Genomic DNA, 23985 nt, shown 5'->3' on the forward strand with positions numbered 1-23985 from the left:
GCGTTGAAAGGGTTATTAGTTTTCCAGCGCTTTGTATTTTTCGCGCAGGTGATTTCGAATCGCTACCGCCGCAAAGTTCAGCGAGGCAATCACACCAACCAGCAACAAAGCGGTGGCATAAACCAGAGGGCGAGCCGCTTCAACGTTCGGGCTCTGGAAGCCGACGTCGTAGATATGAAAGCCCAGGTGCATAAACTTCTGGTCCAAGTGCAAATAAGGGTAGTTGCCGTTTACCGGCAGCGTAGGCGCCAGTTTGACTACGCCGACCAGCATCAGCGGGGCCACCTCACCGGCAGCACGCGCCACTGCCAGAATCAGACCGGTCATCATCGCCGGACTGGACATCGGCAAAATCACTTTCCACAGCGTCTCGGCCTTGGTCGCACCCAGCGCCAGCGAGCCTTCGCGTAGCGATCGTGGAATGCGCGTTAGCCCTTCTTCAGTAGCCACAATGACCACCGGCACGGTCAACAGCGCCAGGGTCAGCGAGGCCCATAGCAAACCACCGGTGCCCAGGGTTGGTGCTGGCAACGACTCAGGGAAGAACAACTGGTCGATGTTGCCGCCAAGAAAGTAGATGAAAAAGCCCAGACCAAATACGCCGTAAACAATGGACGGCACACCGGCGAGGTTGTTAACCGCGATCCGGATAATCCGGGTTACCGCGCCCTGCTTGGCATATTCGCGCAAGTAAACTGCAGCCAATACGCCAAAGGGGGTCACGATGATCGACATCAGCAACACCATCATCACGGTACCGAAGATTGCCGGGAATACACCGCCCTCGGTATTGGCCTCACGGGGTTCATCACTAACGAACTCCCACAGCTTGGCGAAATAATGCCCAATCTTATCGGAAATACCCATGGCGTTGGGCCGGAATACGCGGACCACCGTTGACAGGCTGATGCGCTTTTCCTGACCGTCCATGGCGCGCGCCATGAGGCTATCCCGATTGAAGGCGGTATACAAATTAACCAGCTTGGCTTCCAGTTCAGCGTACTGCGCGTTCTGTACGGCACGCTCAGCCTCGATCTGTGCCTGACGATCAGCCGTCAAGGCGTTATCCAGCTCATAGCCGCGTTCGCGCAAACGCAAGCGCTCCAGCTCTGAGTTGATTTTGCCGATATCACCGGTTTCCAGCGCGCGGATTTCTGCGTAGATACTCTCCGCCCGTTCAACAGCGGCCTCTAACGTCTGACGGGCCTGCTCACCCTCGACGACCTTGCCATCCTGATTGACGCTCAGCAGGTAACCGTAAAAGTTACCCCACTCACGACGCTCAATCGCAATGATGTCTTCCGGGTAGCGCTCGTCGGTCAGCCAATCGGCCACGATCCAACGGAAGTCTGCGCCGTACAGATCACGGTTACCGACTTTCAGCAGCTCGCGCTCCATAAACTCGGACTTTTCCGGATCAACCGGCAAGCCGGCACCTTTAAGGCGCTCAGTCGGTACCTGCTCGCGGGTGGTCACCTCACCGATCAAGGTAATCGTTGGCTGACCTGGAATGGTGTACTCGGCCTCCATAAGGTCGGCCGGCCAGAAGTGGCTAAGACCACGAACGGCAATGAGGAACAGCAGGCCGAGGGTCATGATCACCGCGATGGCGACCGCGCCGGCATTCATCCAGACCCAGGGGCTGCCTGTTTTGAACCAGGTTGTGAAGTTACTCTGTTTCACTGTGTGCATTCCTGTAGGTCAGAGTGAGGCATATTTCTTGCGCAGGCGCTGTCGAATCAGCTCTGCTGCCGTGTTCATCAGGAAGGTGAAGCTGAGCAACACCAGTGCGGCCAAAAAGAGTACGCGATAGTGCGTACTGCCAACTTCCGACTCCGGCATTTCTACCGCGATGTTGGCTGACAGCGTGCGCATACCTTCGAAGATATTCCAGTCCATGATCGGCGTATTACCCGTTGCCATAAGTACGATCATGGTTTCACCTACGGCGCGCCCCATACCGATCATGACGGCGGAGAAGATGCCCGGACTGGCGGTCAGGATGACGACGCGGCTCATGGTCTGCCAGGGCGTGGCACCCAGGGCCAGCGACCCTTGCGTCAAATGGCGCGGCACGCTGAATACAGCATCTTCGGCGATCGAGAAAATGGTGGGAATAACCGCAAAGCCCATGGCCAGGCCCACCACCAGCGAGTTGCGCTGGTCAAAATCGATGCCCAGATCACGCGTCAGGTAAACCCGCATATCGCCCCCGAAGAACCAGGCCTCTATGTAGACGCTGGACTCAAAGCAGGCCCACCCCAGTAGCATGGTGACAGGAATCAATATTGCCGCCTCCCAGCCATCCGGAACCGTCAGGCGCACTCGCTCTGGCATACGACTCCAGAGATACGCCACACTAATAAATACCACGGGCAGGAGAACCAGCAAGGAAACAATGCCCGGCAGGTTGTCCTCCAGTAACGGCGCCAGCCACAAGCCCGCGAGGAAACCCAGAATGACGGTCGGCAGTGCCTCCATCAACTCGATGATCGGCTTGACCTTGCGACGCATGCCCGGAGCCATGAAGTAAGCGGTATAGACCGCTGCGGCGATGGCGATCGGCGTGGCCAAAATCATCGCGTAAAACGCTGCTTTCAAGGTACCAAAGGTCAGGGGCGCCAAGCTGAGCTTGGGCTCGGATTCGGACGTAGCCGATGTCGACTGCCAGACGTAATCAGGCTCCGGATAGCTTTCGTACCAGACCTTGCCCCACAGCGATGACCAGGAGATTTCCGGGTGCTCGTTATCGACGTTCCAGTAGCTCAACTCGCCGTTGTCATGCTCAACCAGCAGGTGATCAGCACGCGGACCAATAGCAAAAGATCGTATTGGCTGCTTGTCCAGTGGCTCAACCAGCAGATTATTATGCGCAGTCGAGTTATAGATACCCAGATATCCATCAGCGTCTGTCGTCAGGAATACCTTGCGGCGCTCCTCTGGCTGAATCAGCTGTATCGCTTCACCGGCCTGCTGATCAAAGCTTCTGACCGGGGTTAGTGCAGGCTTACCATTGCCGCGCACCATAAACCACTGCTGCAAGCCGCCCTGGCTATCACCAATAATCAGCGAGATGCCGCCAAGCATCAGGTTACTGGCAGTAACCGTTGCGTCTTTGGCGGCGACCACCTTGTAGCGTCCATTCAGCTCGCCGCGCGCGCGCAGCGACAGCACGTCCACATATTGACCGCCGTTGACCACATACATCCACTGGCGCAGCGGATCGATGAGGATATTATCCACTTCGCCTTGCGCCGGGTTGAGGGTCAGCTCGCTCTGGGAGGTAGTCACCTCCCCGGTCATCATATTTTCCTGGCGGCTGATGGACGTTACCAGCAGCTCGCGCCCTACGTTAGCTGCCAATGTCAGGCCGCTGTCGTTGCCACTCATGGCTACGTGCTCCAGCGCACGCCCCTGTTTATCCAGAATGAGCGGCTCAGCACCGTAGGGGAATTTCAATTCGGGGGTAATCAACCGAACATCGTTCGGGTAGGTCACCTTATAGTTGTGCTTGCCGATGATGACCTGACCATTGCTCAGACCAACAGCAAACCGGCGAGTGTTCGGACTTTCCACGCTGAAGCTGGATACCGTCACGCCTTCGGGTATGGGCAGGCTCTGTTCAGAAATCAGCTTGCCGTCTGCGGTTTTGAAGAATGTCACCTGACCGGATTCGGAGACACGAATCGCCACCTCGCCCTGCTCTTCCATCGCCAGCATCAACGGCGGATCAGCCACATCTAGCCAGGGTGTGGAGTAGCGCTCTTGCTGCTCGATGTCTGCACCGCCAAACAGCGGTAGCACTTCAGAGAGCAAATAGAGAAAGATCAGCAACACGGCAGCAATCACGCCAAGGCCACCCACCGCGACATACCAGCGGGTGAGATGATCCTTGAAGTGACGCACGGCCCGATGGCGCTGCATCGCTGGCGTATTGAAATCGACGCGGGACGTCTTGGGTGATGATTGCATAGTCATGGCGCACACCCTACAGGGTCAATGTGACAAAATGGTTACATGGTTATGACGGTAAAAAGGGGCGTGTCATAGACACGCCCCTTGTCACTTAGGCGTCCTTGCCCAACCGACTACTGATGCTTAGAAACCCAGTTCGGCGTGAACCTTGTCGACAACGCGCTGGGGCATAGGCACATAACCATCTTTGAAGACGATTTCCTGACCTTGCTTGGACAGCATCATCTTGACGAACTCACGCTCCAGCGGGGCCAGCTCGTCGTTTGGTGCCTTGTTCACGTAAACGTAGAGGAAACGTGACAGCGGGTAAGTACCAGCAATAGCGTTTTCTTCGTTGGCTTCGATGAACTCGTCGCCTTCAGCCTTGGCCAGCGGAACAGCGCGAACGCTGGACGTCTTGTAACCCAGACCGGAATAACCTACTGCGTTCAGCGACTGGCTAACAGACTGAACAACAGAAGCCGAACCAGGCTGCTCGTTTACGCCACTGCGGAAGTCACCTTTGCACAATGCGTGCTCTTTGAAGTAACCGTAAGTACCAGATACCGAGTTACGACCGTACAGCTGGATGTCGCGATCAGCCCACTGGCCAGTCAGACCCAGTTGGCCCCAGGTAGTCAGCTCTTCGCCGCCACACAATCGAGTTGAAGAGAAGATACCGTCAACTTGAGCCATGGTCAGGCCTTCGATCGGGTTATCCTTGTGCGCAAATACAGCCAGGGCGTCGATAGCAACAGGAACAGCAGTAGGCTTGTAGCCATAACGCTCTTCGAATGCCTGGATTTCGCTGTCTTTCATCATGCGGCTCATGGGAGCCAGGTTGGATGTACCTTCAGTCAGTGCTGGCGGCGCAGTAGAGGAGCCCGCAGCCTGAATCTGGACATTGACGTTAGGGTACAGACGCTTAAACTCTTCGGCCCAGAGCGTCATCATGTTAGCCAGTGTGTCGGAACCAACGCTGGACAGGTTGCCGGAAACACCGCCAACGCGCTGGTAATCTTCCAGGGTCTGGTCAACGGCAGCAAAGCTTGAGCTGGCAGCCAGGCCGGCAGCAGCGAAGGTCACAGCAGCGAACATACGCTTGAGTTTCATGTCATTCTCCTAGTGAGGTAGTGTTTGCAACACGCGACTCAGTATCAAAGCGTGATGTGACAACTCTATTCCCGAATTATGACAATTGTGTGAAACACACCAACTGGTACTCAACTCCGCCACACGCAACAATAGAATGATTGAGACACCCGCCTCAATCCCTTACCATAAGCGGCTCAGCCAGTTTTTTTTTCGACTTGCTTTGCTGGCCAGCACAACAAATACAAATAGACCACGACTCGAGTGTTCAATGCACGACTTAGATATGGACCCGGTTCCACAGGGTGAACTGGCTCTGAAAATCACCACCCTGCCCCGCGATTGCAATAGCTTTGGCGACATTTATGGGGGGTGGCTGGTAGCCCAGATGGATGTAGCGGGCACTAGCACGGCTGCGCGCATCGCTCGTGGTCGCGTCGCTACCGTGGCAATTGATCGCATGGGCTTCATGGTTCCGGTGCCTGTGGGTGCCCAGCTGGCCTTTCATTGCGACGTACTGGATATCGGCCGCAGCTCGATCAAGATGCTGGTCGAAGTCTGGAGCGAAGATCTGGCCCATGATGAAAGCCGTAAAGTAACCGAAGCTACCTTTGTCTTCGTTGCCATTGATGACCGTGGCCGGACCCGCGTTATCCCGTCCTGACCCGCTGCTGGGGCCGGAATAACTGCGCGGCCACCCCGACCGAGTGCCCGCTGATATGCCCAGCCCGCAATTCTCTGCCAGCCTGACGCTGGCACGTGCCATTGATTACATTAACCATTGGCTAGGCCGCAGTGTCGCCTGGCTAAGCGTATTCATGGTCTTGCTGACCTGCCTCATTGTTGTGCTGCGCTACGGCTTCGATATTGGCGCCACCGCCACCCAGGAACTGATCATGTATGGTCACTCACTGGCTTTCATGGGCGCGGCTGCCTGGGCCCTGCAACGGGATGCGCACGTACGGGTGGATATTTTCTTTCGCCGCTTTTCTTCACACGGCCAAGCGCTGATCGACTTCTCCGGTACGCTGCTGTTTTTATTACCCATGTGCCTGTTTTTAGCCTTCAACTGCTGGGATTACGTCAGTGTGGCCTGGCAACGCCAGGAGCGCTCTGCCGACGCCGGTGGCTTGCAATGGGTCTATATCCAGAAAAGCTTCATTCTATTACTGGTGGCCAGCCTGTTGTTGCAGGCGATATCGCAACTGATCAAGACCCTCGCCGTCATTTTCGGCGCCCTGCCAAGACATTTACCTATCAGCCATGAGGAGCATCTGTAATGGGTGTGGAATACATGGCGGTGGCGCTATTCATCTGTATCTGTCTGGCCCTGATGGCAGGCTACCCTGTGGCCTTTACGCTTGGCGGCATGTCCCTGCTGTTCGCTGGCGCCGGTATCGCTCTGGATGTGTTTGAGCCAAGCTTTCTGGGCGCACTGCCCAGCCGTCTATTCGGCACCATGAATAACCAAACCTTGCTTGCCGTGCCGTTGTTTGTGTTCATGGGCGTCATGCTGGAAAAATCGCGGATCGCTGAAGACCTGCTTGATGCCATGTCGCGGCTGTTTGGTGGCCTGCGCGGCGGCCTGGCCTTTTCCGTCTGCATTGTCGGTGCATTGCTTGCCGCCAGTACCGGAATTGTCGGCGCAACCGTGGTAACTCTGGGTCTACTGGCGTTACCTACCATGCTACGCCGTGGTTACGATCCCTCAATCGCCACTGGCACCCTGGCTGCCACCGGCACCTTGGGCCAAATCATTCCACCCTCGATCATTCTGGTGCTGCTGGGCGACGTGCTGTCTAACGCCTACCAACAGGCGCAGACGCGCATGGGGATCTTTTCACCTAAAACCGTCACCGTCAGCGATCTGTTTATTGGCTCACTGCTGCCCGGTCTCTTACTGGTGGGTCTGTATCTGCTGTATTTGGTTGGCGTGGCCATCTGGCAACCAAACAAACTGCCGGCATTAACCCGGGCAGAGCGGGCGGAGGTATCCTGGGGTCGGGTGCTGATAAGCTTGCTACCACCCTTGCTGCTGATCATGTCCGTGCTGGGCTCCATTCTCGCCGGCGTGGCAACACCGACCGAAGCTGCCGCCGTTGGCGCACTCGGCGCCAGCCTGCTGGCCCTAAGCAAGCGTCAACTGGGGATAGGCAAGCTGCGCGAGGTGGCGCAGGCCACTACCGAGATCAGTGCCATGGTATTCATGATTCTGCTCGGCGCCTCAATTTTCTCGCTGGTATTTCGCGGCTACGGCGGCGACGATCTGATCCATCACCTGTTCGCGCAATTACCCGGCGGCGTGTTTACCGCTACCCTGGTGGTCATGCTGGTGATCTTCTTCCTTGGCTTCATTCTCGATTTTATCGAAATTACCTTTGTGGTGGTGCCCATTGTTGGACCGGTGCTGCTGAGCATGGGGCTGGATCCGGTGTGGCTTGGGGTGATGATCGCGCTGAACCTGCAGACCTCGTTTCTAACCCCGCCGTTTGGCTTCTCGCTGTTCTACTTGCGCGGCGTGACGCCAGCCAGCGTGCCAACATCCGCGATCTATCGCGGCGTTTTGCCCTTCATCGCGATTCAAATACTGATGCTCATAATCGCGGCCTGTTGGCCGGGCCTGGTCACCTGGCTACCGGGGCTGATGGCCCGTTAAACGACTTGCCGCCAGTCTCATTTGGGTACGATTGCAACAACCTCGCCAACAATCCGCTGTGCCGGCACGCTACCCCAGTGGCGACTGTCGGCAGAGTTTTCTCGATTATCGCCAAGGAAAAAGTAGTGGCCCGCTGGCACCTTAAAGGTACGAATGGGCTGTTTCGGCAACCCCTTGAGGTATTGAACCTGATATTCGAGACCATCCAGGCTTTCCGAAAATCGAGTTAACTCCTCGGTATCGCTTAATAGCGCCTCTGGTAAGGTCTCGCCATTGATCACCACACCCTGTTCGGTCAATGCAATCACGTCACCAGGCAACGCCATCAGACGCTTCACAAACAGGTTATCCCGATCCGGCGGGTAAAAAACGTACACATTGCCACGCTGCAGCCGCTCTGGGGCCACTGCGGCAGAACCCGGTAGCGCGTAACCAAAGAGTGCCGACTGGGCATAACCCCATTTCTGCACCACCACCACATCCCCCTCCACCAGGGCTGGATGCATGGATGCTGAAGGCACGGCATACGGCTCATAGAGGAAAGCACGGACCAGCAAAATACTCAGCAGCAGTCCCAGATAAAACCCGATCACCACCCATATACGGCTATACCAGGGCCGCGGCTGCTCTGTATCGCAGCGACGCACAAGCCAGCAGGCATGCAACGGGCAGATGACACTGAACAGCAGGTGCAGGCTGAGCACAAAATACCAATCGACCGCCGCGATCAGCAGTGCCGCAAAAAGGTAGGACCAGAATAGCCTAGGGCGATTGACGTAGAGAAAAACAAAGGGCTGCAGGAAGATACCCAGCAGCAAGGCGATCCACAACTTTGGGGGTCTGACGGCGATCAAAAACAGCTCCTCGGTGGGTAATAACACACGCTTAGGACCACGGCCGACCGGCTAGATTCCTTGTGGAATGATCAAACCGCCGCACGGGACGGCAATGGCATCGACTCCAACCGCAGAATCAAATAGCACAGCAAGAGCCCGAGCAGGTTGGTTGTCACCGGATTGAAGGCTTCTACCAGCAGCGCCGGACTGAGTACTGCCACGTAGACCAGCAAAGCGATGAGCGACAGGCCCGCAAGATAGATTGGTGCCTTACCCCCCAAACGTAAGGCAATGAGCAGTCCCAGTACGATCTCCAGCACACCCGCCAGAGGCGAGGCGATACTGGCTGACACCCCCGACCCGCTGGCTTCCACCAGGCTGACTTCTACCGGACTGAGAAACAGAATTTTCGGCAGTAAACCGTGGTAAACAAACAGAAACCCCAAACCCAGACGACAGATAAAGGTGGTGTGCATCAGGGCATTAATGGCCATCGACAAAACGCTCCGCGTGATCAGGGGTGGGCAAGCGACAATAGTCATACTTACCGAAGAGTCGGTAACGATTAAGCGCGATGCGGTCATACAGCCAATCACGCAGCGGCTCGGGGATCAACCGCAACACCGCCAGGGCGCGCCAAGGCCAACCCAGCCCGCTCATCACCTGCAAGAAAGCCTGACTCTTGGCAGAGCAGCGCCCCTGCTGCAACACCAGCATGGTCTCAAAACGATCCGTCGGATAGCCATACTGCCGCAATAAACGCTCACCAGACGCGGACTGCACACTACACAGCCGATAAACCCGCTGGTGATCATGGCTGATAATAAAGTTTGCCCAGGCATTACAGAGCTTGCAGACGCCATCGAAGAGGATAATGCGATCTGGCGCAGCTGAGTTTAGCCCGGAGGGTTCGCGTTCACTGATCATGCCGCTAGCATACACCAGAACACACAAAGACCGGCTCGGCGTCAGCCTGAAAGCTGTGGCAGGATAAACCCATAAACCGCTGAGAAGAACTCCTCTCGTTTGCTGCTAAACGCAGCAGTAAGCGGACCACCAACGGCATAACCATAAGGCACCCGTGCATGGCTAAACGTTATCAGCGCTTGCGACTCATCCTGGGCGACCAGCTCAATGCGCGTCATTCCTGGTTTCGGCAGAAAGATGAAACCACGCTTTACCTGCTTGCTGAACTGCACCAGGAAGCCACCTACGTGACCCATCACGTGCAGAAAATCTGCGCTTTTTTTGCCGCCATGAGCGCGTTTGCCACGGCCTTGAAAGGGGCGGGCCACGAGGTGTTGCATCTTGATCTGGACGACACACAGGACTACCCCAGCCTACCCGCGCTGCTAGAGCAACTGATAGCAAAATATGAGATTCAGCACCTCGACTATCAGCTACCCGACGAATACCGCCTGCGCCAGCAACTCGCCAGCTTTGCCGAAGACAGCGCGATTGACGTCAGCGCATTCGAGTCAGAACATTTCTTTCTGCGCGACAACGAGCTACGTGAGCATTTCACTCAGGGCAAACGTCATCAGATGGAAGCCTTCTACCGCAGGATGCGCGTTCGCTTTCACGTGCTGATGGCTGATGATTCTTCCCCGGAGGGCGGACAGTGGAATCATGATCAGGACAACCGCAACAAGCTCAAGAAAGAGGACCTCAAGCATATCCCCCAACCTCTAATGTTCGCCAATGACGTGAGCCACATACTTGAGCGCCTGCAGCGGCACGAGATCAAAACCATGGGCCAAACCAGCGCGCAGCTTCCCTGGCCAACCAATCGGCAACAGGCCATTGATCTGCTCGAGCATTTCTGCCGCCATGGCCTGCCGCGCTTCGGTTACTTCCAGGACGCGATGACCGGCAAGCTCGAGAGCTCAGACCAGGCAAGCCAGTGGAGCCTGTATCACTCGCGCCTGTCATTCGCCCTCAATAGCAAAATGCTGGATCCGCAACGCGTCATAAACAGCGCCATTGCGCATTATCGAGATCCGCAGACTGAGGCTATCAACATCGCCCAAATCGAAGGCTTCGTGCGCCAGATACTCGGCTGGCGCGAGTTTGTGCGCGGCATCTACTGGGCCAACATGCCCGACTATGCAGGCTTCAATGCCCTGTCCGCCGAGCGCGAGCTACCGTCTTGGTTCTGGAGCGCCAAAACCAACATGCGATGTCTACAGCAGTCCATCTCGCAATCACTGGATTTTGCCTACGCCCACCACATCCAACGCCTGATGATCACAGGCAACTTTTGCCTGCTGGCCGGCATTCATCCCGATCAGGTAGACCAGTGGTATATGGGTATCTATATCGATGCCATCGAATGGGTCGAGCTACCCAATACGCGGGGCATGAGCCAGTTTGCCGATGGCGGCATTGTCGGCTCGAAGGCTTACGCCGCGAGCGGGAATTATGTGAACAAAATGAGTGACTACTGCGCTGACTGCACCTACCAGGTAAAACAGATCAGCGAGCCCAGCAGCTGCCCGCTAAACTCACTTTACTGGCACTTCATGAGCAGACATGAGGCTGATTTTTCGGACAACCCGCGCAATCGCATGGTCTACGCCAACTGGCACAAAAAAACCGAAGAACAACGCAGCGCCATACTCAAAAGAGCAGAGGCGCTGTTAGCCGACATAGAACAGTTATAAACGCTGAAGCCAGCGCAGGCGAAACGTTATCGGGGGGCGACGGGCGTCTTGGCGCCTAATAGTTGCTGGCTGGGCTCGACAACGCCGACTTGCTGGTAATACTCAACCAGCTTGAACCAGTCAGCCTCGGGCATGGGGCCGCGATGACGGTAAAATTGCTTCAGGTCATGGCGTACGGCAGCGTGCTTACGTCGACGACGGCGCGCCTTTTCCAGGTCTAGCAGCGCAATTTCCACGCCCTGACTGCGCACGCGAATGAACACATGCTTGGAATAAAGGCAGCCATGTTGCCAACCAGCCATGTGCGCCAAGTTAAGGGTTTTTGCCAGCTCACGCAGCATATGCTGGTGAGTCGCATTACCGTGCTGAACGGGCGCGTCATCGGCGTACCACTGATCCATACTAATAAAGCCTTTCAACTCTTCAGTAATCAGCAACCCCTGCCAAACGCCCTCCTCTTTACGTGACCCGGCAAATACCAGCTTGGGCACACGCACCCCGGCGGCACGATAAGCCTCAAGCGCCCGATGCTCACGTACCACCGTAGGGCGACCTGACGGGTAACGCAGTGACCGGCTGAGGTGCCCGCACTGGCGTTTGCTATACAGCGTTTTGCCATCCGGCGTGTGCAGATACTGCACGCCGCTAAGACCATCACGCCGTTCATTGGGTTCTTCCACCCACTCACCCTGTTGCTGCCACCACTGCGCAAAGGACTGATCGGCGTACTGCTCAGGTAGTTCGCTCACTTTTATTCACCTCTCGACCACCGCCTTTGCGCCATTGAGATGCGCCCCGGAACCATACCGGCAGGAGTGACTTATTATTAGTGTTTGACGCCATTTTGGCTGTTCGTTGATTACCTGCAAGCAACAACCATACCCAAGCTGTAGCGATGTAGTCAAAAACTACTTACGCTATGAAGCCAAAAGCAGTGAACGTGCAGAAAAACAAAACCCGCCTATTCGGCGGGTTTCGATTCAATTGCTACTTGTATTACTGGCTACGCAGATCATACATAGCCTTTTCGCTAATCGCGTGCCAGGCGTTCACCTTCCCGCGGAACGCCTGCATGGAGTCCCAAACTTCGCGGTTCAGCGGGTTGGCTGCAGCGGTTTCTTCCAGCACATCCATGGAGATATCGCGCAGGCGATCCAGGACCGAGTCAGGTAAACGACGAAGCTCAACGCCGTGCTCATTGACCAGGGTATCCAGCGCATCCGCATTACGTTTGGTGTACTCATCCAGCATGGCCTGATTGGTGGAACGCGCCGCTTGCTTGACGATATCCTGCAGGTCACTGGGCAACTCAGCCAGTTTTTGCTGGTTGATGGTCAGCTCCAGCACCGCGCAAGGCTCCTGCCAACCGGGGTAGTAGTAATACTTGGCTGCCTGATAGAGTCCAAACGCCAGATCGTTGTAGGGGCTAACCCAGTCAGTCGCATCAATCACGCCCGTCTGCAACGAGGTGAAGATTTCACTGCCGGGCAGATTGACGGTGGTAGCACCGGCGCGGGACAGGACTTCGCCGCCAAATCCGGGCATGCGAATCTTCAGACCCTGCAGATCATCCAGACTGTTGATCTCTTTATTGAACCAACCCGCCATCTGGACGCCGGTATTACCGCAAGGCAAAGGCAATACACCCAGCGGCTCGTAGGCACGCTGCCAGAGTTCGAGGCCGCCACCTTCATATAGCCAGGCATTCATTTCCTGAGCATTCAGACCGAAAGGTACTGCGGTAAAAAAGGGCGCCGTCGCACTTTTACCTTTCCAGTAGTAGGCAGCACTATGACCCAGCTCGGCAGTGCCGCTGGAAACCGCATCAAAAACTTCCAGCGCAGGAACCAGCGCACCAGCGGCAAAAACCTGAATACTCAACCGACCATTCGACATGCGCTCGACCGTGTCGGCGAAACGCTGCGCAGTGGTACCCAGACCAGGAAAGTTCTCCGGCCAGGAGGTGACCATCTTCCAGCGAAAGCGTTGCTCGGCTTGCGCAGCGCCAGCTGTGCCCGCTGCGGAAGCAGCCTCATCCTTGCAACCTGCCAGAGCTGCAGCACCTAAACCCAGCCCGGCGGCGGTCAATAACTTACGACGTTCCATAAAACGGCTCCAAGCTTCAGGCTGCCAGCGACAAGGCGCCACGCAGCATTCGATTAATTTATTATGTGACAGTATCTGAGCTTGAAGCTTGAAGCTTGAAGCACCAGCGTAGCGCGCTCAGCTCGCACCCAGCCTCAAACAGACAACGACACCACCACCTGCACGGTCAACTTCCAGCTTTTTAGCTTCCCGTTTTCAGCTGCACGAGCCGCTCAAAGCGGCTCGAGCTTGGCGTAAGCCACCATCAGCCACTTGCTGCCTTCATCATCAAAATTGACCTGAATCCGCGCCTGCGCGCCATGACCCTCGTAATTGAGTACCACGCCCTCACCAAACAAAGAGTGCATTACCCGCTGGCCCAGGGAGAAGCCGGTGCTCTCATTGGCGTCAGCGGCAAAGAGCCCGGTCTTGCCAGGCCCAAATGGCCGACTAACCTGATTACCCAAGCGCACTTCCTGAATCAGCTCAACCGGTATTTCGCGGACAAAGCGTGAGAGTTTGTTGAATGTTTCACTACCGTACAAGCGACGTGTCTCAGCCCAGGTAATCACTAACAGCTGCATAGCCCGGGTAATACCCACATAGGCCAGACGACGCTCCTCCTCCAAACGGCCGGGATCTTCCAGGCTCATCTTGTGCGGGAAGAGCCCCTCTTCTACCCCGGCCATAAATACCAGTGGAAATTCCAGACCCTTGGCGCTGTGCAACGTCATCAATTGCACACTGTCTTCAAAACGGTCGGCTTGGGTTTCGCCAGCCTCAAGCGAGGCATGCGCAAGGAACGCCAGCAGCACATCGCCCTCCTCGTCTTCATCCGCCATATCGTTTTCGAAGGCTCGTGCAGCTGAGACCAGCTCTTCCAGGTTTTCGACGCGCGCCTGTGCTTTTTCGCCTTTTTCCTGCTCGTGAAAGCGCAGCAGGCCGCTGTTTTCCATGGCGATTTGCGCTTTACTATAGAGCGGTACGCCTTCGGCACGCTCGCTAAGCTCCTCGATCAGCACCTGAAATGCCTGCACCGCATTGGCCGCGCGACCAGGCAGGCCCTTGTTATCGAGCAAATCACAGGCAGCCTGCCACATGGAAACATCCTGCTCGCGAGCGTGCTGACGGAGCATCTCTACTGTCTTGTCGCCTATGCCGCGAGTAGGCACATTGATAATGCGCTCCAGTGCACCATCGTCACCACGGTTACCGATCAACCGCAGATACGCCATGGCATTTTTGATCTCAGCCCGCTCGAAGAACCGCTGACCGCCATATATGCGGTATGGCACGCCACTGCGCAGTAGTGCCTCTTCCAATACACGCGACTGGGCGTTGGAGCGATAGAGAATAGCGATCTCGCTGCGACTCATCCCATCGCGCACCGCCTGCTCAATGCGTTCAACGATGAACCGGGCCTCATCCTGCTCGTTGAAGCCAGCGTAAAGGGAGATAGGCTCACCGTCGTTGCCGTCGGTCCACAGCTGTTTGCCAAGGCGACCCGCGTTATTGTCGATGAGTGCGTTGGCTGCCTTGAGGATGGTCGCAGTAGAGCGGTAGTTCTGCTCCAAGCGAATCATCTCGGCGTTCGGGTAATCGGTCTGAAACTGCTGGATGTTTTCAATGCGTGCGCCGCGCCAGCCGTAGATCGACTGGTCATCGTCACCCACGACCATCAGGCTGGGGCTCTTGCCGGCCAAATGCCGCAGCCAGGCATACTGCACCGCATTGGTATCCTGAAACTCGTCCACCAGCATGTGCTTGAAGCGCGCCTGATACTGCTCACGCAGGGTCTGATTGTCGCGCCACAGCTCCAGCGAACGCAGCAGCAGCTCAGCAAAATCGACCGCACCAGCGCGGGCACAAGCCTGCTCGTAGGCGGTATAAATACGCACCATGGTAGTTAGATACAGATCGCCGGCGGGCTGAATATTCTGCGGACGCAGGCCTTCGTCTTTCTGTCCGTTGATCCACCACTGTGCCTGTTTGGGCGCCCATTGGTTCTCATCCAGGCCCAGCTCGCGAATCACTCGCTTAACCAGCCGCAGCTGATCATCACTATCGAGAATCTGAAACTGCTCGGCCAGCCCGGCCTCGCGCCAGTGGGCCCGCAATAACCTATGCGCCAGCCCATGAAAAGTGCCGACCCACATGCCCTGCGGCGAAATACCGAGCATTTGCTCGATACGCCCGCGCATTTCATAGGCAGCCTTGTTGGTGAAGGTGACCGAAAGAATGCTCCAGGGCGAGGCCTTTTCGACCTCGACCAGCCAAGCAATACGGTGCACCAGCACGCGGGTTTTGCCGGAGCCGGCACCAGCCAGCACCAACTGTTGACCGAGGCTGGCGGAGACCGCCTGGCGCTGGGCGTCATTTAAAGAATTAAGCAGGTGGGAGATATCCATCGCGGTATTCTACCAGCGACCACTCAATGCTCGAAAGCGTAAGCTGTATCTGCCGTGCCAGACGCGCTCGTAACAGCTTTTTAATTACGTGGGGCTGTGCCGGAGCAGAACGCTGGTGTAAGGTTGGGTAGCTAAACCCGTTGTTAGCTACCAGAGTTTTCAATGATAAAAAGAAACGCGCAGCGTTCCGGGAATTCCACCTCGTCATGACGAGCTACCGCGCCAACCAAGCCTCTTTTTCTGCTGCCGACCTACGGTTACAGCAAATGAACCAGCTGTACGCGTACTCGCGCCTGCCGCAGTGGCTAATCCTCTGTGCCGCCTTGCTGATTGTGCCGCTGCTGTGGCCACACCGCAGCGCGACCAGCCTGCTTGGTTGGCTGGCGATCATCATTTTATTGGGCCTACTACGGCAACGGCTGGTCAACCGCTACCATGCATGCCAGCCCAGAGATCGTCTGCGCGCTCGTTGGCGCCTGTACTTCCACCTTGGCAATATCGCGTCGGGCCTTTGCCTGGCTTGGGTCTATCTCGGCTTGACGCCGCTGGGCGACTTTTCGCTCCAGGCGCCCGTTTACAGCTTGGCTGGCGGCGTTGCGTTATGCGTTGGGGTCATTTACGCCAGCCGCTTTCCGGCCTTCGCCTCCTTCATTATCCCCGCCTGGCTGCCGCCGGTGCTGTTTCTGTTCGCGCAAAACAATGAATACAGTCAAGCCTGGGCCGTGATGGGCATGATTCTGTTTGTCTGTATTCTGCTCTGCGCCGCCTTTATCCACCGTTCAGTACTGGAAGCACTGGTCAGCAACCTGCGCAACGAAACCCTGGTTGCCAACCTGAGCAGCACACAACAACGCAGTGAAGAATTGAACCAGCAACTGACCCGGGAAATAAACCAGCGTCGCAATGCCGAGCAGTCACTGCGCGACAGTCACGACGACCTGGAGGCGCGAGTCAAGGAGCGGACAGCCGAACTGGAGCAAGCCACCCAAGCGCTGCAAGCCAGCAAAACGCAGCTTAGTCTGGCCATGGAGGCTAGTCAGCTGGGGCTCTGGGATTGGGATTTATTGACCGATCAGGTGTTTCACTCACAAATCGATACCATCTTTGGCATTGAGCAGGATGAAGGCATGAGCATGCTGCTCGACCTGAAGCCGCGCCTGCACCCAGCTGACGCCGCCATGGTACGCAAGACACTGGTGCGTCATATGAAAGGCGATACCGACGCCTATCGTATGGAATACCGGGTACTGCACCAGAATGGCCAATGGGTCTGGGTTGAGGATGCCGGGCAAGTGGTCGAGCGCGATGCCGACGGCCGCGCCATCCGCATGATAGGTACGCGCCGCGACATCACCGAACGCAAGTATCAACACGAGCAATCGCAGCTGGCATCTACGGTGTTCGAGGCGACATCTGAGGGCATCTTCATTCTTGCCCCGGATATGAAAATACTTGCTGTTAATCAGGCCTATAGCGTCATCACCGGCCGCTCCAGCGCAGACGCCGTAGGCCAGAATATTCTAGAGCTGGCCGGACACAAGCTGAAAAGCCAATTCAAGAACCTGAAGCAATTCCTCAATGGCAAAGACCGCTGGCAGGGCGAACTCACGGCCAAGCGGCGCAGCGGCGAACACTTCCCCATTTGGCTACAGCTGACGGTGGTAAGAGACCGCGGCGGACAGATTACTCATTACGTCGGTTTCTTCGCAGACCTGACAACACATCGCCAAACCGAAGAGCAGCTCCAGTACCTGACCAACTACGATGCCTTGACCCAACTGGCCAACCGTAAACTGTTCAACGAGCGTCTGCAGGACGCCACCAGCCGCGCCCGTCAGCAAAAACAGCAGGTTGCGCTGTTGCACATTGACCTGGATCGTTTCAAGCAGATCAACGTTACTCTGGGGCACGCGCTGGCCGACAGCCTGCTGCAGCAGGTAGCTAAAAGACTGAGTGCAGCGGTACAACCGCAAAACCTGTTGGCGCGCCTTTCCGCCGACGAATTTGTGGTGATTGTTGAACATCCGGAGAACGAGCAGGCCCTCTCAATGCTGGCCAATACCCTGCTGCACCGGTTGCGCGAACCCATGCTGCTGGGCGAACAGGAACTGGTCATGACCGCGTCCATTGGCATCAGCCTGTTTCCGGCTACTGCAAGCGATAGCCTATTGCTGATTACGCAAGCCAATCAGGCCATGCAGCATGCAAAACAACTCGGCGGCAATAACGCGCAGTTTTTCACCCACGAGCTACGCGCCTACAGCCTCGACCAATTGCAGCTGGAAAACCAGTTACGCAAGGCACTCGAAGACGACCAGTTGATCGTCTACTACCAACCCAAGCTGCACCTGGCCACGGATCGCATCCGCAGTGCCGAAGCTCTGGTGCGCTGGCAACACCCTGAACGGGGCCTGGTCATGCCGGGCGAATTCATCAACATTGCAGAAGAGTCCGGCATGATAGTGGCGCTGGGCGATACCGTGCTGCGGCAAGCCTGCAAACAGGCGAGCCAGTGGTACCGGGAGGGTCCAACAGCGGTAGCCGTTTCGGTCAACCTGTCGGTACAACAACTGCGGCAGGAGGGTTTCGCTCAGGATGTCGCCCAGATTCTGCAGGCTACCAGCTTACCCGCGCACCTTTTGGAGTTGGAGCTGACGGAAAGCATGCTGCTGGAGCATAGCCCCACGGTCTCGGCCAATATTGCCGCCCTGAAAGCGTTGGGCATCACGCTCTCGGTAGACGATTTTGGCACCGGCTACTCTTCACTGGCCTACCTCAAGCGCTTCCCGATCAGCACCCTGAAAATCGATCGCGCTTTTGTCGCCGAGCTGGATGAAAAACACAGTGACGATGCCATCATCCTCGCTATCATCGCGATGGCGCATAGCTTGTCACTGACGGTAGTGGCTGAAGGTGTAGAGCACGAAAGCCAAATGGCCTTCCTCAAGGCCAATGGTTGCGATGAGGTACAGGGCTACCTGATCAGCCGGCCGATTCCAGCTGATGAATTCAGCATGCTGCTGAACAGCAGCAATGAGATGCCAATGCTCAGTAGCCGCTACTGAGTTGCCCAAAACGCCTTAACGCCTAGTTACGCTGGTCCAGCCAGGCGTGCCCCTGGCGTTCCAGCAGACTGTCGGCCGCATCAGGCCCCCAGCTACCGGCCGGGTAACGTTTTGGTGAGCGATAGCAGTCCTGCCAGCCTGCAATGATCGGATCGACCCAGCGCCAGGCGGCTTCTATCTCGTCGCGACGCATGAATAGCGTGGCGTCACCCTGAATCACGTCCAGCAGCAGCCGTTCGTAGGCATCCCAGCGGCGACGCTTGAAGGCATCGGCGAAATCCAGGTCCAGATCTACGTTCTGCAAACCCATGCCGCGTCCTGGCGATTTGGCCATTAACGACAGACGAATACCTTCATCCGGCTGCAGACTGATAACCAACCGATTGTTTTCCGGGTTATCACCGCTACGCGGGAACAGACGATAGGGCACCGGCTTGAATTGGATAACAATTTCCGATTTACGCTGCGCCATAGACTTGCCCGTGCGCAGATAAAAGGGCACCCCGGCCCAGCGCCAGTTATCAATTTCGGTTTTCAGCGCAACGAAAGTTTCTGTATTGCTGTCATGGTCTACGCGCTTTTCAAAGTAATAGGCTGGCAAACGCTCGCCAGCATGCTCACCCGCCGCATACTGACCACGCACGGTACGGTCCTGCACATCCATGCCGGTAATCGGCCGTAGCGCCTCAAGAATCTTGAGCTTTTCGTTACGCACCGCTTCGGGCTCAAAGTGCACCGGCGCTTCCATGGCCACCAGGCACAACAACTGCAATAGATGGTTCTGCACCATGTCACGCATGGCGCCAGCACGGTCGTAGTAGTCGCCGCGATTCTCCACGCCAACGCTTTCCAGCACACTGATCTGCACGTGATCAATATGCGCGTTGCGCCAGAGCGGCTCAAACAAGGCGTTGCCAAAGCGCAGCGCCAGCAGATTCTGGACCGCTTCCTTGCCCAGGTAATGGTCAATCCGGAAGACCCGCGACTCATCGAACACTGCGCCAATCTGATCATTGATCTGGTTAGCGGTAAGCAAGCTTTCGCCCAGCGGCTTTTCCAATACGACGCGCGCATACTCATCAGCAAGGCCAACCGAGGCCAGATGTTTTACCGTGGGTGCAAACAGGCTCGGCAGGGTGGCGAGATAAAACACGCGCACGCGCTCACTGTCTTTCTTCAGCAATTTTGTCAGTTTGGGGAATTCGACACGCTGACTGACATCCAGCGACAGGTAATCCATACGCGCAGCAAAGCTTTCCCAGCTGCTTTGCTCGAAGTCACTACGCGCCACATACTGGCTGACATGGCGCTTGGCAAACTTGCGATAGCTTTCTGCCGAGTGCTGCGCTCTTGCCAGTGCATAGATACGCGTACCTTCGTGCAGATGACCATCGCGATGCAGGTAGTAAAGCGCCGGCAACAACTTGCGCATTGCCAGGTCACCGGTGCCGCCAAACACCACCATGTCACAGCTGATACCGTCTTGCGCCGCCACATCACTCTCCCGGAAAACAGCGCCCACAGCGTTTTTGTAGTATAACTACAAGATTGATCGCCTACGGGCACCAGAAACAGATGTTTAACTACACCACTGCAGCCACTCACTCGCAGCCTAACATGAAGCCATCGTGAATCTACTCCAACACATAGCCGCCAGCCGCGACCTGCTCCGAAAGTCCGAGCTCAAGGTGGCTGACTACGTGTTGGCGCAGGCGGCACAGGTAATGCACTCGTCCATGGCCGACCTGTCACAGCATGTCGGTGTCAGTGAGCCGACCATAGTACGCTTCTGTCGGGCTATCGGCTGTACCGGGTTCCAGGATTTGAAACTCAAGCTGGCGCAGAGCCTAGCTGCTGGGGCCAGCTTCGGCCAATTCTCGATTAACGAAGATGACAGCGTCGACACCCTGTCACACAAGATCTTCGATACCACGCTGGCTACCCTGATGGATGTGCGCGAACGCCTTGATCCGCAGGCGATTGAGCACGCAATTGATGCTTTGACCCAAGCCCGCCGCGTCGAATTCTACGGCTTTGGTGCCTCAGGCGCGGTCGCCAGTGACGCGCAGCACAAGTTTTTCCGCCTGCAAGTATCCACTGCGGCTTATTCCGACCCGCACATGCAGGCCATGTCCGCCGTCACCCTTGGCCCTGAAGACGTCGCCGTGGCTATTTCGCAGACCGGCCGCACCAAGGATTTATTGCACTCCGCCAACCTGGTGGTAGAAACCGGTGCGACCCTGATCAGCCTCTGCCCTAGCCGCACACCGCTGGCTGAGCTGGGCCGCATTCATATCCCGATTGATGTGCCCGAAGATACCGACATCTACACGCCGCTGTCCTCGCGTATCGCCCACCTGGTGGTCATCGACGTATTGGCAATGGGCATGGCGATGCGTCGCGGTCCAGAACTGGTCAATCACCTGAAAAGTGTCAAGCGCAGCCTGCGTGGCCTGCGCCTCTCGAACAAGTCGCGCGGTGAAGTCAGCGAATAGGCGCCGCACGTGGTAACGCCAGCGAGATCAGCGTTGCCGTTATCAGTAGCCCGCAAGACCACCCCAGGCAAGCCACCAGTCCGGCGCTCTGATAGACCCACCCTGAAAGCAGCGTACCCAGTAGCCGTCCCAGGGCGTTCGACATGTAGTAAAACCCAACATCCAGTGACACGCCATCGCGCCGGGCACCGGCCACGATCAAGTAACTGTGCAGCGATGAATTGACCGCGAACACCACACCAAATAGCAGCAGCCCACCCAGCAATATCCAGACATTTGCACCCTGCCACAGCAAACCCAGGGCAATCAGTCCGGGCAGTACGCTAAGCCCTGCTACCCAGTAGGCCGCGACGCGGCCGTCCGGCAGCCTGTCTCTGCGCTCGGTGAAGCGCGGCGCCTGCGTCTGCACCAGCCCGTAACCGATCACCCAGCAAGCCATAAAACCGCCTACTTGCCAGAAGTCCCAGCCAAATACACTGCTTAGATAGACCGGCAGTGCGATCACAAACCAGACATCGCGCGCCGCAAATAGAAACAGCCTAGCCGCCGAGAGCAGGTTGATGGTTCGGCTTTTTGACAGCAGTTCACGGAACTTGGGCTTGCCACTGGCGCGCCCCAGGTCACGCTTGAGCAACCGTCGGCTGAGTAGCCAAACCAGCGCCAGCAGCAGGGCGAGCAAAAGCACCGCGCCAGCAAACCCCAGGGTTGTAAGCAGCACCCCGCCGAGAAAGAAACCCAGCCCCTTGAGCGCATTCTTCGAGCCGGTCAGCAGCGCCACCCAACGATAGAGCGCGCCCTGCTGATCATCCGGCAGCAGCAGCTTGATGCTGCTTTTTGCGCTCATCTTGTTCAGGTCCTTGGCGATGCCCGATAGTGCCTGCGCTGCCATTACCCAAACAACAGTAAGCGCAGACGCCGGTACGGTGAGCATCAGCAAAGCAACTACCTGCAACAACAGCCCCAGATTCATAGTGCGATTCAAGCCAACACGCGCACCCAGCCAGCCGCCCAGCAGATTGGTAACCACCCCAAAAATTTCATAGAACAGAAACAACCCGGCCACCTGCAGCGGGCTATAGCCGAGCTGATGGAAGTGCAGCACAACCAGCATGCGCAAAGCGCCGTCGGTCAGGGTGAAAGCCCAATAATTGCCGGTTACGATCAGATACTGCCGCACCTCGGCGGAAAGCTGCGACAGCCGCTGCATCGGTTAGCCCGCCTGCCCGACCAAGCGTGCCAGCTCGACCAAACGATTGCTGTAACCCCACTCATTGTCATACCAGCTATAGATTTTTACCTGAGTGCCGTTGACCACCATGGTGCTCAATGCATCAATAATCGAGGAGCGCGGATCGGTACGATAGTCGATGGAAACCAATGGCCGCTCCTCATAACCGAGAATGCCCTGCATAGCGCCGACCGCCGCAGCCTTGAACAGCTGGTTGACCTCCTCGACGCTGGTTTCCCGGGCCACCTCAAAGACGCAATCGGTCAGCGACGCGTTGGCCAGTGGCACGCGCACGGCATGGCCATTCAGCTTGCCGCGCAACTCGGGAAATATCTCGGCGATGGCCGTCGCCGAGCCGGTGCTGGTCGGAATCAGGCTCATGCCGCACGCCCGCGCACGACGCAGATCCTTGTGCGGCTGGTCGAGAATACTCTGGGTGTTGGTCACATCATGGATAGTGGTAATCGATCCATGCTTGATACCCATGGCTTGGTGAATCACCTTGACTACCGGCGCCAGGCAATTGGTGGTACAGGAGGCCGCCGTCACAATGCGATGCACCTGGGGATCAAACAGATGGTCGTTTACCCCCAGCACCACGTTCAGCACCGCGCTCTCTTTTACTGGCGCGCTGACCACCACGCGCTTCACGCCCTGATCGAGATAGCCCTGCAGCACAGCGCTGGTCTTGTTTGCGCCGCTGGCCTCAATCACCAGATCACAACCGGACCAGTCGGTATCGGCAATTGCACGATTGGCGGAGAGCGGCAAATGACGGTTGCCGATCACCAGGGCGCCCTCAGCACCCCGGGCTTCGTGATGCCAGCGGCCATGCACCGAATCGAAATTCAGCAGATGTGCGTGGGTCGCGGCGTCGCCGCCGGGATCGTTGATCTGCACAAACTCCAGCTCCGGCCAGTCCCATGCGGCGCGTAGCGCCAGTTTGCCGATACGCCCAAAGCCATTGATACCTACCTTGATGCTCATAATCTGTCTCCTGAAACGGGCAAAGAAAGCGACGCGTACAACGACGCACTACCTTGAGTATGGACCCAATCAGTCGCAGCAGCCGGAGGGCGGCAAACGCGCAATACTCTCGGCCAGCCAAGCTACGTTGCCAGCGGCGCTGTGATCGAGCACTTCAGTAACCCAGCTCGGCAGCGTGACCGCCAATCGATAATAAACCCAGCGCCCTGCACGCCGGTCACTCAGCAAACCGGCGCTGCGCAGCAGTGCCAGGTGACGCGAGACCTTGGGCTGGCTGGCCGCAAGCGCTGCGGTGAGGTCACAGACACAGAGCTCACCGCGCTGCGCCAGCAACAGGCAGATACGTGCCCGAGTGTCATCAGCCAGGGCTTTAAACAGCACAACAGGGGTAAGGGTGGACATGGCGCACTCACAGCAGGGAATAAACACAATATACGGATTCCCATATATACGGTAAATCGTATATTTAGAGACTTCATATAAAGTTCATATAGCCAGGCCCCTGCATAGCGGCGC

Annotated in this window: 19 protein-coding genes; 6 read left to right on the forward strand and 13 right to left on the reverse strand. The window is 56.9% G+C overall.

Annotation, left to right across the window (positions count from 1 at the left end):
- Window positions 1-15: 15 nt before the first annotated feature.
- The 3 genes from pstA to H4J77_RS06550 all read right to left on the reverse strand — a co-directional run bounded on the left by pstA (window position 16) and on the right by H4J77_RS06550 (window position 5067).
- Window positions 16-1683: a phosphate ABC transporter permease PstA gene (pstA, locus tag H4J77_RS06540; RefSeq protein ID WP_182247611.1), complete on the reverse strand. Its 1668-nt coding sequence runs from the start codon at window positions 1681-1683 to the stop codon at window positions 16-18.
- Between the two features lie 18 nt (window positions 1684-1701).
- Complete coding sequence (locus tag H4J77_RS06545; protein ID WP_182247613.1) at window positions 1702-3978, reverse strand: ABC transporter permease subunit; 2277 nt, start codon at window positions 3976-3978, stop codon at window positions 1702-1704.
- Window positions 3979-4098: 120 nt separating this feature from the next.
- Window positions 4099-5067 carry a PstS family phosphate ABC transporter substrate-binding protein gene (locus H4J77_RS06550; protein ID WP_123888106.1) on the reverse strand — a complete coding sequence of 323 codons (969 nt, stop codon included), beginning with the start codon at window positions 5065-5067 and terminating at the stop codon, window positions 4099-4101.
- 250 nt (window positions 5068-5317) lie between these two features.
- Between H4J77_RS06550 and H4J77_RS06555 the strand changes: the two genes are divergently transcribed.
- Genes H4J77_RS06555 through H4J77_RS06565 form a run of 3 tightly spaced genes read left to right on the forward strand, consistent with a single transcriptional unit; the run spans window position 5318 to window position 7702 of the window.
- Window positions 5318-5710, forward strand: coding sequence for an acyl-CoA thioesterase (locus H4J77_RS06555; protein WP_092287122.1), 393 nt, complete (start codon window positions 5318-5320; stop codon window positions 5708-5710).
- 55 nt (window positions 5711-5765) lie between these two features.
- Window positions 5766-6326, forward strand: a complete 561-nt coding sequence (locus tag H4J77_RS06560) for a TRAP transporter small permease subunit (RefSeq protein ID WP_182247616.1) — start codon at window positions 5766-5768, stop codon at window positions 6324-6326.
- Window positions 6326-7702: a TRAP transporter large permease subunit gene (locus tag H4J77_RS06565; RefSeq protein ID WP_182247618.1), complete on the forward strand. Its 1377-nt coding sequence runs from the start codon at window positions 6326-6328 to the stop codon at window positions 7700-7702. Before H4J77_RS06560 ends, H4J77_RS06565 begins: the two co-directional genes overlap by 1 nt.
- A 17-nt stretch (window positions 7703-7719) precedes the next feature.
- Here H4J77_RS06565 and lepB read toward each other — a convergent pair whose 3' ends face one another.
- The 3 genes from lepB to H4J77_RS06580 form a co-directional block, all read right to left on the reverse strand.
- Window positions 7720-8556 (reverse strand): signal peptidase I, encoded by an 837-nt coding sequence (lepB, locus tag H4J77_RS06570; protein ID WP_182247619.1) that lies wholly within the window; start codon window positions 8554-8556, stop codon window positions 7720-7722.
- A 71-nt stretch (window positions 8557-8627) separates the two neighbouring features.
- Complete coding sequence (locus H4J77_RS06575; RefSeq protein ID WP_220469281.1) at window positions 8628-9032, reverse strand: DoxX-like family protein; 405 nt, start codon at window positions 9030-9032, stop codon at window positions 8628-8630.
- Window positions 9022-9465, reverse strand: a complete 444-nt coding sequence (locus tag H4J77_RS06580; protein WP_182247620.1) for a thiol-disulfide oxidoreductase DCC family protein — start codon at window positions 9463-9465, stop codon at window positions 9022-9024. The genes H4J77_RS06575 and H4J77_RS06580 overlap by 11 nt, the downstream gene beginning before the upstream one ends.
- A 158-nt stretch (window positions 9466-9623) precedes the next feature.
- Between H4J77_RS06580 and H4J77_RS06585 the strand changes: the two genes are divergently transcribed.
- Window positions 9624-11201, forward strand: a complete 1578-nt coding sequence (locus tag H4J77_RS06585; RefSeq protein WP_182247621.1) for a cryptochrome/photolyase family protein — start codon at window positions 9624-9626, stop codon at window positions 11199-11201.
- A gap of 26 nt (window positions 11202-11227) precedes the next feature.
- Here the strand turns inward: H4J77_RS06585 and H4J77_RS06590 are convergent, their stop codons facing one another.
- From H4J77_RS06590 to uvrD, 3 genes are all read right to left on the reverse strand, one after another.
- Complete coding sequence (locus H4J77_RS06590; RefSeq protein WP_182247700.1) at window positions 11228-11956, reverse strand: lipopolysaccharide kinase InaA family protein; 729 nt, start codon at window positions 11954-11956, stop codon at window positions 11228-11230.
- A 241-nt stretch (window positions 11957-12197) separates the two neighbouring features.
- A complete protein-coding gene (locus H4J77_RS06595) occupies window positions 12198-13307 on the reverse strand; it encodes a TRAP transporter substrate-binding protein (protein ID WP_182247622.1) in 1110 nt (369 codons plus the stop codon).
- A 212-nt stretch (window positions 13308-13519) separates the two neighbouring features.
- Window positions 13520-15694, reverse strand: coding sequence for a DNA helicase II (uvrD, locus tag H4J77_RS06600; protein ID WP_182247623.1), 2175 nt, complete (start codon window positions 15692-15694; stop codon window positions 13520-13522).
- A 266-nt stretch (window positions 15695-15960) separates the two neighbouring features.
- Here uvrD and H4J77_RS06605 point away from each other — a divergent pair, with 266 nt between their 5' ends.
- A complete protein-coding gene (locus tag H4J77_RS06605) occupies window positions 15961-18759 on the forward strand; it encodes a bifunctional diguanylate cyclase/phosphodiesterase (RefSeq protein ID WP_235869617.1) in 2799 nt (932 codons plus the stop codon).
- 22 nt (window positions 18760-18781) lie between these two features.
- On the opposite strand, the gene zwf is transcribed toward H4J77_RS06605, so the two are convergent.
- Window positions 18782-20224, reverse strand: coding sequence for a glucose-6-phosphate dehydrogenase (gene zwf / locus H4J77_RS06610; protein ID WP_182247702.1), 1443 nt, complete (start codon window positions 20222-20224; stop codon window positions 18782-18784).
- A gap of 163 nt (window positions 20225-20387) precedes the next feature.
- On the opposite strand from zwf, the gene hexR reads away from it, so the two are divergent.
- A complete protein-coding gene (gene hexR / locus H4J77_RS06615) occupies window positions 20388-21254 on the forward strand; it encodes a transcriptional regulator HexR (RefSeq protein WP_123888096.1) in 867 nt (288 codons plus the stop codon).
- Here hexR and arsJ read toward each other — a convergent pair.
- From arsJ to H4J77_RS06630, 3 genes are all read right to left on the reverse strand, one after another.
- Complete coding sequence (gene arsJ / locus H4J77_RS06620) at window positions 21244-22461, reverse strand: organoarsenical effux MFS transporter ArsJ (protein WP_182247624.1); 1218 nt, start codon at window positions 22459-22461, stop codon at window positions 21244-21246. The two genes, hexR and arsJ, sit on opposite strands and share 11 nt — an antisense overlap.
- 3 nt (window positions 22462-22464) lie before the next feature.
- On the reverse strand, window positions 22465-23469 hold the full coding sequence (locus H4J77_RS06625) for an ArsJ-associated glyceraldehyde-3-phosphate dehydrogenase (protein ID WP_123888094.1): 1005 nt from the start codon (window positions 23467-23469) through the stop codon (window positions 22465-22467).
- Window positions 23470-23538: 69 nt separating this feature from the next.
- Window positions 23539-23871, reverse strand: a complete 333-nt coding sequence (locus H4J77_RS06630; RefSeq protein WP_182247625.1) for a metalloregulator ArsR/SmtB family transcription factor — start codon at window positions 23869-23871, stop codon at window positions 23539-23541.
- Window positions 23872-23985: the final 114 nt, after the last annotated feature.

Source organism: Pseudomonas sp. 5Ae-yellow, from assembly GCF_014077575.1.
Classification (GTDB): Bacteria; Pseudomonadota; Gammaproteobacteria; order Pseudomonadales; family Pseudomonadaceae; genus Halopseudomonas; species Halopseudomonas neustonica.

Excerpts from the sequence above, each read along its gene's own strand:
- arsJ (WP_182247624.1), bottom strand. The coding sequence starts at position 22,461 with ATGCAGCGGCTGTCGCAGCTTTCCGCCGAGGTGCGGCAGTATCTGATC.
- zwf (WP_182247702.1), bottom strand. The coding sequence starts at position 20,224 with ATGGTGGTGTTTGGCGGCACCGGTGACCTGGCAATGCGCAAGTTGTTG.
- H4J77_RS06565 (WP_182247618.1), top strand. The coding sequence starts at position 6,326 with ATGGGTGTGGAATACATGGCGGTGGCGCTATTCATCTGTATCTGTCTG.
- H4J77_RS06630 (WP_182247625.1), bottom strand. The coding sequence starts at position 23,871 with ATGTCCACCCTTACCCCTGTTGTGCTGTTTAAAGCCCTGGCTGATGAC.
- H4J77_RS06580 (WP_182247620.1), bottom strand. The coding sequence starts at position 9,465 with ATGATCAGTGAACGCGAACCCTCCGGGCTAAACTCAGCTGCGCCAGAT.
- H4J77_RS06575 (WP_220469281.1), bottom strand. The coding sequence starts at position 9,032 with ATGGCCATTAATGCCCTGATGCACACCACCTTTATCTGTCGTCTGGGT.
- H4J77_RS06625 (WP_123888094.1), bottom strand. The coding sequence starts at position 23,469 with ATGAGCATCAAGGTAGGTATCAATGGCTTTGGGCGTATCGGCAAACTG.
- uvrD (WP_182247623.1), bottom strand. The coding sequence starts at position 15,694 with ATGGATATCTCCCACCTGCTTAATTCTTTAAATGACGCCCAGCGCCAG.
- H4J77_RS06560 (WP_182247616.1), top strand. The coding sequence starts at position 5,766 with ATGCCCAGCCCGCAATTCTCTGCCAGCCTGACGCTGGCACGTGCCATT.
- H4J77_RS06595 (WP_182247622.1), bottom strand. The coding sequence starts at position 13,307 with ATGGAACGTCGTAAGTTATTGACCGCCGCCGGGCTGGGTTTAGGTGCT.
- H4J77_RS06605 (WP_235869617.1), top strand. The coding sequence starts at position 15,961 with ATGAACCAGCTGTACGCGTACTCGCGCCTGCCGCAGTGGCTAATCCTC.
- H4J77_RS06550 (WP_123888106.1), bottom strand. The coding sequence starts at position 5,067 with ATGAAACTCAAGCGTATGTTCGCTGCTGTGACCTTCGCTGCTGCCGGC.
- H4J77_RS06555 (WP_092287122.1), top strand. The coding sequence starts at position 5,318 with ATGCACGACTTAGATATGGACCCGGTTCCACAGGGTGAACTGGCTCTG.
- H4J77_RS06545 (WP_182247613.1), bottom strand. The coding sequence starts at position 3,978 with ATGACTATGCAATCATCACCCAAGACGTCCCGCGTCGATTTCAATACG.
- H4J77_RS06585 (WP_182247621.1), top strand. The coding sequence starts at position 9,624 with ATGGCTAAACGTTATCAGCGCTTGCGACTCATCCTGGGCGACCAGCTC.